This window comes from Flavobacterium sp. LK-23, from assembly GCF_058135255.1.
In genome coordinates this window covers 76,329-88,821 of record NZ_JBYUVT010000002.1, presented here as the reverse complement: position 1 = coordinate 88,821, position 12,493 = coordinate 76,329, and the positions used below count along the sequence as shown (strand labels likewise).

Sequence of the window (12,493 nt, the reverse complement as noted above, 5' to 3'; positions counted from 1 at the left end):
AACCCACTATGTGTTCCCGTGGTTGAAACCACGAGCTATGTTAATTTGATGGTGTTAATCTTGGGTGTTTTTATTTTACAGATTCAATTTTATCATTTCGAATGAAATGAGAAATCACGAAAGTATATAGGCAATAATTATAACACAAACATCTTAAATATAGCCAGCGGTTTCAACCGCTGGAAAATAAAGAATGGCAAAAAACTACTATGTGTCCCCGTGGTTGAAACCACGGGCTATGTTAATTTGATGAGGTTCTAAATATTCACAACTGCTTCGCCAATTTCCCCAATGTCTGAATAGCAGTTCTCAACTCATTAGACCAAGGCAATCCAAAACTCAATCGCATGCAATTTGAAAATTGATTCTGAAAGGAAAAAATCCTCCCTGGCGCAATACTAATATTATGTTTAAGCGCTAAATGATAAAAAGCTGCGGTATCGATTTTTTTATCCAATTCTACCCAAAGAAAGAATCCCCCTTGAGGCTGGCTTACTTTTGTTCCCGCTGGAAAAGATTCCAAAACGGTATTGATGTAATTGGTACAATTTCGATTTAAAATCTGTCGAATTTTTCTCAGATGATTCTCATAACGGCCATTTTTCAAGAAATCTCCAACCACTTCATGTGTAATAGTGGTGTTAGAAATAGTATGATATAATTTCGTTCTTAAAACTTCTTTTTTAAATTTTCCTGGCGAAACCCAACCCACTCGATAACCTGGCGCTAAAGTTTTAGAAACAGAACTGCAGCACAAAACAATGCCGCTTTCATCATAAGTTTTGCAATTAGTTGGCCGACTTGTGCCAAAGTATAGATCGCCATGGATATCGTCTTCAATTAGTGGAACATTGTAGAAATCCATCAAACGAACAATTTCTTTTTTATGTTCATTTGGCAGCATGCTTCCCGACGGATTACTAAAATTACTCATCAAAACGCAAGCTTTTACCTTATTGGTAGAAAGTGTTTTTTTGACCGCTTCCAATTCGATTCCCGTAGTCATATTGGTAGGAAGTTCCATTACGTATAAGCCTAGAGATCGAGCCAATTGCAGTATTCCAAAATAAACTGGACTTTCTGTAATAATCGTATCTCCCGGTTTAGACAGTGTTAATAAGCAATCTGAAATAGCAGAAATACAGCCTGGAGTCGTTATAATATCCTCTTCCGTTAGAGAGCCGCCCCATGTAAAAGACCATCGCGCAATTTCTTTTCTTAAATTGCTATTTCCTTGAATTTCCTCATAACTCGTTCCGCTGTTCGGTAATTGTCGTATTGCCTGAACCATTCCTTTATTCAGTTTAGCAATCGGAAGTAATTCATTGGACGGAAAACCAAGCGAAAGCATGGTAACATCTTTAGTTCGCATATCGCCGTAAACCAAATCGATTAAATCTTCGCGTTCAATGTTTTCTAGGCTTAATTGCGGTTTGCTTGCCGAAGGTTCAGCAATTACTCGAGCAGAAATATTACTCACATAATAGCCAGATTGCGGTCTAGATTCGATAAGAGAACGGCTTTCAATTTCATAATAAGCCTTACTTACAGTACTCATGCTGTAACCCGTTTCGGCGCAGACTTCGCGTATAGAAGGCAGTTTATCGCCAACGTTTAAAACGCCCGATTTGATCTGTTTCTCGATTCGGTCAGCAAATTGAAGATATAAGTAATTCGAATTTTTCATAAAATAAAAACTGTTATGCTGCAATTTACAAAAACTGTATCTGTATTGCTGTTTTATTTTTAAGAAATTTGCCAAATAAAAACAGAACAATTTCAAAAAGCAAGTTTGTGAAGACAACAAAATATTATATCGCGGCGATTTCAGCCTTTATTATATGGGGACTTTTTAGTTTGGTCTTAAAGCCAATACATGAATATCCGTCATTAGATATTTTGTTTTTTCGTGTTTTTAGTTGTGCTGGTTTAATGCTTTTAATTGCTTTTTTATTTAAAAGAAAACAAATAAGAGAAACCGTTGAGATTTTTAAAGCTATGCCAAAATCAGAAAAAAGAAAATCGATTCTTCTGAATATTGGCGGAAGCGCATTTTTAATGGCCAATTGGTTTACATTTATCTATGTAGTAAATCATGTAAGCGTAAAAGCGGCTTCTCTAGCTTATTTGGTTTGTCCAATTTTAACGACTTTATTGGCTTATTTTATACTGAAAGAAAAACTGCTTAAAACACAATGGCTTTCTGTAGGATTAAGTATTTCAGGATGTATATTGCTTTCTTACAGTGATATAATGGATATGCTGTTCAGTATTATTATTGGTTTAACCTATGCGGCTTATTTGGTAAGTCAGCGTGCCAACAGAGGGTTTGATAAGTTTATTGTTTTAACTTTTCATATAACCTTATCAGCATTATGTTTATTGCCATTTTATCCAAGTTACGGAGGTCCAGTTCCAACAGAGTTTAAATTCTATTTCTGTATCGAGACAATTGCAATTTTGTTTACAATTATTCCGCTTTTCCTGAATTTGTATGCGCTTTCTGGAATCAACTCTTCAACAGTTGGAATGTTATTAAACATCAATCCGATGATTGCATTTGGTTTGGCGGCCTTCTTTTTCAGAGAAAACATTACACCTTTACAAATTACAGCATATGGTATCATTTTTACCGCAGTGTTAGTTTTTAATTCACATCATATTTTTGCAATTAAGCAAAAAATGACTTCAATATCCAAAGGTTCATAAGGGTTAGTTTTCATATTTTTTATTGGTTTAAAATCGAAAATTATAAGAACCTTAACAGGATGTTTAAACAGGAATGAGTATTTTTCATTCCTGTTTTTTTATGCAATAACGCGTAAATAAAAGATAGCCACGAATTCACGAATTATTTTAAAAAAAACTAGATTAAAAAAATCGTGAATTCGTGGCTAAAAAAAACTATTTCTAAACCGAATACTATTGATATGAAAAATACCAAACTTCAAGCCTTTACTCCGTTGTTTTATTTAGTGTGGTCAGATGATTTATTGACTCAGAAAGAATTTGCAACTTTAAAAGAGTTTATAAATTCGTTAAATGTTTTATCTGAAGAAGAAAAAGAATATCTGCTTTCTAAACTAGATATTTCGAATCCGCCTTCGCGAAATGAACTCACACAATGGAAATTGGATATTGAAATAAGTATTCAGGATAAATCTTCGATCAAGTCGATTTTTGATATTGCGAAAGCACTTTCAGGAAACGATTTGGATTTAACACCAATCGAATCAGATTTCAAAAAACTAGAAAATGATTTAGGAATTTTAGGAGAAGAAGCACTTCAAAACTTCAAAACCAAAGCAGGTTCTTTTACGGCCAATTCTCATACCGACGCAAGTTTTGATATTCAGAAAATCACTCAAATTTTAGATGGAAAAGAAGCGGCCATAATCAAAAGAGTAAAATCGGTGATTTCAAGACCTGAATTTGCTTATGAAACTTCGACCGATATTAATGTTTTCAGACAAACCGTTTACAAATGGTGCAAAATTCTAGCTGATGAAAACCTGGGAAATATGGCGTACCCAAAACAATATGGAGGAGGAGAAAACATAGCCGATTATTTTGCGATTATGGAAACGTTGAGCTATCATGATTTGAGTTTGGTAATCAAATTTGGTGTTCAGTTTGGACTTTGGGGAATGAGCGTCCAATCGTTAGGAACAGAAAAACATTATGCTAAATATTTAAAAGATATTGGTTCGCTGAAACTTCCAGGTTGTTTTGCCATGACTGAAACACATCACGGATCGAACGTAAAAGGTTTGGAAACTACAGCAACTTACAATCATAACGATCAGACTTTTACCATTCATACACCCAATAAAAACGCTCAAAAAGAATATATTGGAAACGCAGCTGTTCATGGACAAATGGCAACTGTTTTTGCTAAATTAATTATAGACGATCATGATTATGGTGTAAATGCTTTTGTGGTGCCGTTGCGAGATCCAAATGGAAATGTGGTAAATGGAGTAACAATTGGCGATTGTGGTCATAAAATGGGATTAAACGGTGTTGATAATGGAACTATTAGTTTTAATAACGTTGTGATTCCGAAAGACAATATGCTAGATCGTTTTGCTTCTGTAAATGATAAAGGCGAATTTGAAAGTCCGATTCCGAGTGATAACAGACGATTTTTCACCATGTTAGGAACTTTGGTTGGAGGAAGAATTGGGATTCCGCGTTCGGCTTTAGCCGCTGCAAAATCGGGACTAACAATTGCCATTCGCTACAGCGACCAAAGAAGACAATTTGGACCAGAAGGTGGATCTGAGGTTCCAATTTTAAATTACAGAATGCACCAGCGCAGATTGTTGCCACATTTGGCTAAAACTTATGCAGTTCATTTTGCATTGCAATACTTAACCAACAGATTTTTAAACAAAACTGAAGCCGAAATGCAAGAAATTGAAGCTTTAGCAGCCGGAATGAAATCGTATTCTACTTGGAGCACGAGAGATATTCTGCAAGAATGCAGAGAAGCGTGCGGAGGAAAAGGTTATTTGTCTGAAAACAGAATTGATGCGCTTAAAAACGATACCGAAATTTACACAACTTTTGAAGGAGATAATACAGTTTTGATGCAATTGGTTGCTAAAAACCGTTTGGCAGAATTCAGAAAATCATTTGGAGAAATGGGGTCGTTAGGAATTATCAATTATGTGTATGAAAACGCAAAAACGGCTATTTCAGAGAAAAACCCAATAGCTACACGAAGAACAGACGAGGAGCATTTGTTAGATAGTGAATTTCATCTTCAGGCATTCGTTCACAGAGAAAAAACAATTTTGGCTTCGGCAGCACGACGCATCAAGAAATTAATCGATGGTGGATTAGAACCTTACGATGCGTTTAATGTCGTTCAGCACCAAATGATTGATGTAGCTCAGGCCTATTTAGAAAGAATAGTTTTAGAGCAGTTTCAACTTGCCATAAAAGCAGTTGAAGATGAATCTTCAAAAGCCATTTTGACGAAATTGAATCAATTGTATGCCCTTTCGCAAATCGAGAAAAATAAAGCTTGGTATCTGGAAGACGGTTATATGGAAGCAGTTAAAACCAAAGCAGTTCGCAAAATTGTAAATCAGCTTTGTTGGGATATTCGTCCCGATGCTGTGGCTCTTGTAAATGCTTTTGATATTCCAGAAAGCTGTTTAGCGGCGCCGATTGCGCTTTAGATTTTATATAATTTTAGAGGAGCTTTGTCAAAGTTTATATCTTTGATAAAGCTCTTCTTTTATAAATTTATTTATAGGATTAATATTCTGTTTGCTAAATTATTTATATCATAAAGATTGTAATTCTATTTTTGGTTAATTATAACCACTCTTGAAATAATTCATTTTTTATATTTTCGCTTTGTTATATTTGTAATTCCTTTATATTAAAATCGCTTTGAAAAAATATTACTTATTTTTATTTCTTATCCTAAACTCTCCTCTTTTTGCATCGGAAAGTACAGATAGTATTTTAAAAGAATTAAACGAAGCGATTAAAAACAAACAGCATTACGTAAAGATTAAAGAAGAAAGAATTGCCAACTTCAAGAAAATAAAATCTGATAATCTTACGAAAGAGCAGGAGTACAATTATAATAAAACACTGTATTTAGAATATCAGAAATTAAATTCTGATTCGGCTATTCAATATGTAAAAAAGAACCTCAAGATTGCCGAAGAACTTAAGAATAAAGAGCTTTTTAATTTAGCGCAATTGCAATTAGTAACGCTTTATTCTTCTTCTGGAAAATACCGTGAATCTGAAGCAATTTTAAAAAGTATCAACAAGAAGAATCTAGCGCCTTCTTTGATTCCAATTTATTATTTTTCCTATCGCGAGTTTTTCGAGCATTATGCCGCAAACAGTTATAGCCCGGAATACAGAAATCAGATTGGCAAATATCGAGATTCGTTAGTGGGTGTTTTAAATCCGAATACTTTAGAATATCAGATTAACAGAATCCAGCAGGATATTTTCAATAAAAAATTTGATGAGCCTAGAAAACAATTATTAGCTTTATTAGGAAAAACAAAAGAAGAAAGTCCACAATATGCAATGATTACTTATTTATTAGGTAAAATTGCAGAAGCTACACATGATTTAGAATCGAGAAAAAAGTATTACGCGCTTTCTGCCACTTCAGACATTAAAAATGCCAATAAAGACAATGCTTCATTGCAAGAATTGGCATTGGTTTTTTACGAAATTGGCGATGTCGATATGGCTTATAAACTCACACAATCTGCTATTGAAGATGCATTGTACTGCAATGTACAGTTTAGAACTTTATTGATGTCAGAAGTGTATTCTATCATCAATACCGTTTATCAGGAGCGCGAAGCGCAGAGAAAAAGCGAATTGCAGATTTATTTACTCTGCATCAGTTTACTTTCTCTGTTTTTGATCGTTGCGGTTATTTATGTGTATGTACAGATGAAAAAGGTTTCCAGAATTAAATCGGAACTTTTTGAAACCAGTCAGAAATTGGCAGAATTAAACAAAGATATTACCGAAACCAATAGTCAACTTCAGGAAAGCAACCTGCAATTGTCTGAATCTAATTTGGTAAAAGAAGAATATATTGCGCATTTCTTCAACCTTTGTTCGACTTACATCAATAAATTGGAAAATTATCGCATTATTCTAAATAAAAAAGCAACGGCAAAACAATTCGATGAAATTTATAAAATTCTAAAGTCAACTACTTTAGTTGATAATGAGTTAGAAGAATTGTACAAGAATTTTGATATTATCTTTCTGAATTTATATCCAACATTCGTTAAAGATTTTAATGCTTTATTGATTCCAGAAGAACAGATTGTTTTAAAACAAAATGAATTGCTAAATACAGAACTTCGAATTTTTGCTTTAATCAGACTTGGAATTACTGACAGTGTTAAAATTGCAGCATTTTTACGTTATTCTTTAAGCACAATTTACAACTACCGCACACGAGCTCGAAATAAGGCTGCCGTTTCGCGAAATGATTTCGAAGAAATGGTCATGAAAATTGGTTCGATGGCTTTGAAAGCGTAAATATTTATTTTAAAACTACTACTTTTTTCACTATAGTTTTTCTTTTAAATATTTGTAAATCAGTTTTTTAATTTTTTAAACCACTACTTTTTTCTATCTAAAAATGTAACTTGTACGATAACGTTTTAGTTTTACAATATGATAGAGAAAGTTTTTATAATAGACTTTATAATATTATCTAACTAATGCTTAATTATTACTGTTATGTTAAAAAACGTTAAAACAATTGTTGTTTTACTTTTACTGAGTTCTGCGGGAATGAATGCTCAGAACAAAGTTCCAGTTTATCTAGACGATAAAAAACCGATTGAAGAGCGTGTAGAAGATGCGCTTAAACGAATGACTACCGAAGAGAAAATTGCCATGATTCATGCGCAATCTAAATTTAGTTCTCCAGGTGTAAAACGTCTTGGAATTCCAGAAAACTGGATGACCGATGGCCCACACGGAATTCGTACTGAGGTAAAATGGGACGAATGGGATCAGGCAGGATGGACAAACGACTCTTGTATTGCTTTTCCTGCACTTACGGCACTTTCGTCAACTTGGAACAAAGAATTGGCTTCTTTATATGGTAAATCTATTGGAGAAGAAGCACGTTACCGTAACAAAAACGTATTATTAGGGCCAGGTGTAAACATTTATAGAAGTCCATTAAACGGACGTAACTTCGAATACATGGGCGAAGATCCGTTTTTAGCTTCAAAAATGGTTGTTCCTTATATTAAAGGAGTTCAGTCCAATGGAGTTGCTGCCTGCGTAAAGCATTTCGCTTTAAACAATCAAGAAACCAATCGTAACTCGGTTGATGTAATTGTTGACGATCGTGCATTGTACGAAATTTATCTTCCGGCTTTTAAAGCTGCAGTTCAAGAAGGAGATGTTTGGTCGATTATGGGAGCTTACAATAAATACAAAGGTCAGCAATGCTGCCATAACGAATATTTGTTAAACGATATTCTTCGTGGAGAGTGGGGCTTCAAAGGTGTTGTGGTTTCAGATTGGGGTGGAGTTAATGACACTAAACAAGCTATCCACAATGGTTTGGATATGGAATTTGGTTCATGGACAAACGGACTTTCTTGGGGAACAAGTAATGCTTATGACAATTATTACTTAGCAAAACCATATTCTGAAATGATCAGAAAAGGAGAAATTGGAACAAAAGAATTAGACGAAAAAGTACGTCGTGTTCTACGTTTGTCTTTCTTGACGACAATGGATAGAAATCGTCCTTTTGGTTCTTTTGGAACAGAAGAACACGCTATTGCTGGGCGTAAAATTGCTGAAGAAGGAATTGTTTTATTGCAAAACAACAATAACATTCTTCCAATCAATCTTTCTAAAACCAAAAAGATTGCTGTAATTGGAGAAAATGCTATCAAAATGATGACTGTGGGTGGAGGAAGTTCTTCGCTTAAAGCTAGATATGAAATAACTCCGCTAGAAGGTTTAAAGAAAAGAATCGGAAATCAAGCTGAAATTGTTTATGCAAGAGGTTATGTTGGAGATCCTACAAGCAACTACAATGGCGTTGTAGCTAAAGTAAGTTTAGAAGAAAAACGTCCACAGGCTGAATTAACGGCAGAAGCTTTAAAAGTTGCTAAAGATGCAGATATTGTTCTTTTTATTGGAGGATTAAATAAAAGTCCAAATCAAGATGATGAAGGACATGATCGTAAAGAATTGAATTTATCTTATGGTCAGGATAAATTAATTAGCGAATTAGCGAAAGTAAACAAAAACATTGTTTTCGTAAATATTTCTGGAAATGCAGTGGCAATGCCTTGGATTAAAGAAGTTCCAGGAATTGTTCAAGGATGGTTTTTAGGAACTGAGGCAGGAAATGCTTTAGCAAATGTTTTGGTGGGAGATGTGAATCCGTCAGGAAAATTATCTTTTACTTTCCCAGTAAAATTAGCGGATAACGGAGCTCACGCTTTAGGCGAATTTCCAGGAGGCGATTCAGTAAAATACAATGAAGGAATTTTTGTAGGTTACCGTTGGGCAGATAAAAACAAAATCAAACCTTTATTCTCTTTTGGACACGGTTTAAGTTACACGACTTTTGCTTACGGAAAAGTAACAGCAGATAAAAAACAAATGAACGCTGGAGATAAAATTATATTCTCAGTTAATGTAAAAAACACAGGAAGCAGAGAAGGTTCTGAAGTAGTACAATTGTATATCACAGATGTGAAATCTTCATTGCCACGTCCCGTAAAAGAATTAAAAGGTTTTGAGAAAGTAGCTCTTAAAGCTGGAGAAGAAAAAACAGTAACGTTTACAATTGACAAAACGGCTTTAAGTTTCTTCGACGATAAAAAACATGACTGGGTTGCAGAACCTGGTGATTTTGAAGCGATTATTGGCGCTTCATCTACAGATATAAAATCTAAAGTGAATTTCTCACTTAAATAAGTTTTTTTATTTCTAAAAATTGGTTGGTTTGTAAAGCTGCAAGTGTAAAAATTTGCAGCTTTGCTTTTGGTTAAAAAATTCACCATTAAGACATTAAGAAACATAAAGAGAAGCTTTATTTTCTTAATATTTAAGCATTAAGATTAGATTCATTAAGTCAAACTTAATTTTCTTAATATCTTAATGGTAAAAAAAAGAAACAATATGAAAAAAATTACGATTGCAATATTGACTTTATTTTTTGCGAAAAATATTTCAGCACAGACACTGAATAAAATGCAATGGTTTAATGAACCTGAAAAATGGGAAATTAAAAACAATGCTTTAATTATGAATGTAACAGCAAACAGCGATTATTGGAGAATTTCACACTACGGATTTACAGTTGATGATGCACCTTTTTACTATGCTAATTATGGGGGCGAATTTGAAGCAAAAGTAAAATTGACTGGAAACTACATTGCGCGTTTTGACCAAATGGGGTTAATGATTCGCATTGACGAAAAAAATTATATTAAAACAGGAGTAGAGTTTGTTGATGGAAAATTTAATATAAGCACCGTTGTAACACACGAGAAAAGTGATTGGAGCGTAACAACTTTAGAAAAAGTGCCTCCTTTTATTTGGATTAAGGCCGTGCGACGATTAGATGCTGTCGAAATATTCTATTCTTTTGATGATAAAAATTATATCATGACTAGAAATGCACCTTTGCAAGACAACACGCCAGTGATGGTTGGTTTAATGGCTGCTTCTCCAGACGGAAAAGGTTTTGAAGCCAAATTTGAGAACTTTACGGTAAAACATTTACCAGATCAAAGAAGAGCGGAATGGCTGAAAAACCACCAGTAGATTAAATTTCAATTTAAAAATTTCAAATTCCAAACTTAATTTTTGAATTTTAAGATTGCAGAAAATCTAAAATCTACAATTAAAACCTAACCTAACTTAAACCAAAAACAAATGAGTTCAATTTCATCTGATATTAAACCAAAAAAACATTACGAAATTCTTGACGGACTGCGTGGCGTTGCGGCTATTTTGGTAGTTGCTTTTCATATTTTTGAAGCTTTCGCAGGCGGAAATCGTTTTGTACAAATTATAAATCACGGATATCTTGCTGTTGATTTCTTTTTCCTTTTGTCTGGATTTGTTGTCGCATATGCGTATGATGATCGTTGGGGGAAAATGGGACAATGGGAGTTTTACAAACGCCGATTGATCCGTTTACAGCCAATGGTAATCATGGGGATGATTATTGGGGCCATATTTTACTACTTTCAAGCTTCAGATATATTGTTTCCCATGATTGGAGGTATGGAAGTTTGGAAAGTTATTTTGACGATGGTAATCGGTTTTACTTTATTGCCAATTCCGCCTTCATTAGAAATTAGAGGCTGGGGAGAAATGCATCCTTTAAATGGTCCGGCATGGTCGCTTTTTTTCGAATATATTGCAAACATCTTGTACGCCTTAATCTTTCGTAAATTTTCGAATAAAGTAATGTCAGTTTTTGTATTGATATTTGCCGGACTGTTAATTAATTATACTGTTTTTGGACCAAAAGGAGATGTAATCGGCGGCTGGTCATTGAATTGGGAACAAATGAATGTTGGTTTCACAAGATTACTTTATCCATTTTTTGCTGGAGTTTTATTATGCCGTTTAGGAAAATTAATTCATGTAAAAAATGCTTTTTGGATTTGCAGTATTTTAATCACAATTGTTTTAGCCTTGCCAAGATTTGGGGACGAAAACAGTCTTTGGATCAATGGATTATACGAATCAATCTGTATTATTTTTATTTTCCCAATTATTGTGGCAATTGGAGCAGGAGGAGAAATTAAAAATGAGTTTTCACTTAAGATTTGCAAACTTCTCGGAGATATTTCATACCCAATTTATATTACACATTATCCCTTAATTTATTGGTTTACAGCATGGGTTGTAGATAATAAAGTTTCGATGGAAAATGGCTATTTGGAAGGAATCGGCGTATTAATCGTAAGTATCATTCTAGCTTTTGTATGTTTAAAATTATACGATGAGCCGGTTAGAAATTGGCTTATAAATAAGTTTAAAAAGAAAAAGCCAATAGAGGCATAATGAGTTTTTTAGAGTTTGTAATTTTTGTTAGTTGCAAATGTAGAAAGGGATAAACTTTAATGGTTTGTCCCTTTCTTTTTTAGATTATAAAAGAAAATTTATTAAGTTTAGAATAAAGAATAGTCACAGATTAAATGATTAAAATGATTTTGAAATGTCAAGATTAGATGAAACGCACAAAATGCCCATTTTTCAAAAGGCAGAGCAGATTTTGAAGTTAACGGAAGGTTTAGTTCATATTATCCCAGCTGAGAATGAATTCCTGCAAGAAACAATCGTTCGATTTATGTTGGAGAATGCTATGATTATTCCCGCTAAAATCGCTGGAGCAGAAGCTGGTGATTTGTATGATCTTAGAATGGAAAATGCTGCAATTATTAGAAAAGCGGCAAGAGAATTATATGTGCAAGCAGGAAGTCTTCGTTACGAGGATGGAATTACAGATACTGATTATATTTATCTGTTACGAAATACAATTGAAGAATTTCGCTTTTTATTTATTGATTGGGTGGCGAGTTTTGATGTTTGGAATTATATAAAAGACAGTTGGGGATTATTTAATCCGCCCGGTGTAAATGCACATGATAAAGATCCAGATGAGGATATTCCATTTAATCCAAATGATTTTTTTAATTCGGATGATGATGATAAATAATATATTTGTTTCAAAAGCAAGACTTTTTGTAAGCTTCGGAGAAGCGAAATATTTATAGTAAAGTATAAAATTTTACAATAGAAAGCTCCGGAGGAGTGACATATTTTTTACAATTTATAATGATATGTCGCTCCGTTGGAGCTTTTTTTATTTGTCTTATTGAATCTCTATAAATAGTATATCTGATAAAAAGAGATTGTCTTTTTTTAGTCAAACCATTTTATTTTTCAGATATAAATAAAGACAATAAAAGAAAAACCTTTG

8 protein-coding genes are annotated in these 12,493 nt (G+C 33.7%); 7 read left to right on the top strand and 1 reads right to left on the bottom strand.

Annotated elements, in window-relative coordinates; genetic code table 11:
• Nucleotides 1-265: 265 nt before the first annotated feature.
• Nucleotides 266-1,687, bottom strand: a complete 1,422-nt coding sequence (locus AC3Y25_RS03825) for an aminotransferase-like domain-containing protein (protein WP_489901798.1) — start codon at nt 1,685-1,687, stop codon at nt 266-268.
• 107 nt (nt 1,688-1,794) lie between these two features.
• On the opposite strand from AC3Y25_RS03825, the gene AC3Y25_RS03820 reads away from it, so the two are divergent.
• The 7 genes from AC3Y25_RS03820 (at nt 1,795) to AC3Y25_RS03790 (ending at nt 12,229) form a co-directional block, all read left to right on the top strand.
• Nucleotides 1,795-2,709, top strand: a complete 915-nt coding sequence (locus AC3Y25_RS03820; RefSeq protein ID WP_489901797.1) for an EamA family transporter — start codon at nt 1,795-1,797, stop codon at nt 2,707-2,709.
• Between the two features lie 221 nt (nt 2,710-2,930).
• Nucleotides 2,931-5,189 carry an acyl-CoA dehydrogenase family protein gene (locus AC3Y25_RS03815; protein ID WP_489901796.1) on the top strand — a complete coding sequence of 753 codons (2,259 nt, stop codon included), beginning with the start codon at nt 2,931-2,933 and terminating at the stop codon, nt 5,187-5,189.
• 217 nt (nt 5,190-5,406) lie between these two features.
• A complete protein-coding gene (gene susR / locus AC3Y25_RS03810) occupies nt 5,407-7,047 on the top strand; it encodes a SusR family glycan utilization regulator (RefSeq protein WP_489901795.1) in 1,641 nt (546 codons plus the stop codon).
• 204 nt (nt 7,048-7,251) lie between these two features.
• On the top strand, nt 7,252-9,468 hold the full coding sequence (locus tag AC3Y25_RS03805) for a glycoside hydrolase family 3 C-terminal domain-containing protein (protein ID WP_489901794.1): 2,217 nt from the start codon (nt 7,252-7,254) through the stop codon (nt 9,466-9,468).
• A gap of 204 nt (nt 9,469-9,672) precedes the next feature.
• A complete protein-coding gene (locus AC3Y25_RS03800) occupies nt 9,673-10,320 on the top strand; it encodes a DUF1349 domain-containing protein (RefSeq protein WP_250835748.1) in 648 nt (215 codons plus the stop codon).
• A 111-nt stretch (nt 10,321-10,431) separates the two neighbouring features.
• Nucleotides 10,432-11,574 (top strand): acyltransferase family protein, encoded by a 1,143-nt coding sequence (locus AC3Y25_RS03795; RefSeq protein ID WP_489901793.1) that lies wholly within the window; start codon nt 10,432-10,434, stop codon nt 11,572-11,574.
• A gap of 154 nt (nt 11,575-11,728) precedes the next feature.
• A complete protein-coding gene (locus AC3Y25_RS03790) occupies nt 11,729-12,229 on the top strand; it encodes a hypothetical protein (protein ID WP_489901792.1) in 501 nt (166 codons plus the stop codon).
• Nucleotides 12,230-12,493: the final 264 nt, after the last annotated feature.

Bases quoted from the DNA above. Each gene is read 5' to 3' on its own strand.
- AC3Y25_RS03825 (WP_489901798.1), bottom strand. From the start codon at position 1,687: ATGAAAAATTCGAATTACTTATATCTTCAATTTGCTGACCGAATCGAG.
- AC3Y25_RS03815 (WP_489901796.1), top strand. From the start codon at position 2,931: ATGAAAAATACCAAACTTCAAGCCTTTACTCCGTTGTTTTATTTAGTG.
- AC3Y25_RS03805 (WP_489901794.1), top strand. From the start codon at position 7,252: ATGTTAAAAAACGTTAAAACAATTGTTGTTTTACTTTTACTGAGTTCT.
- AC3Y25_RS03800 (WP_250835748.1), top strand. From the start codon at position 9,673: ATGAAAAAAATTACGATTGCAATATTGACTTTATTTTTTGCGAAAAAT.
- AC3Y25_RS03795 (WP_489901793.1), top strand. From the start codon at position 10,432: ATGAGTTCAATTTCATCTGATATTAAACCAAAAAAACATTACGAAATT.
- AC3Y25_RS03790 (WP_489901792.1), top strand. From the start codon at position 11,729: ATGTCAAGATTAGATGAAACGCACAAAATGCCCATTTTTCAAAAGGCA.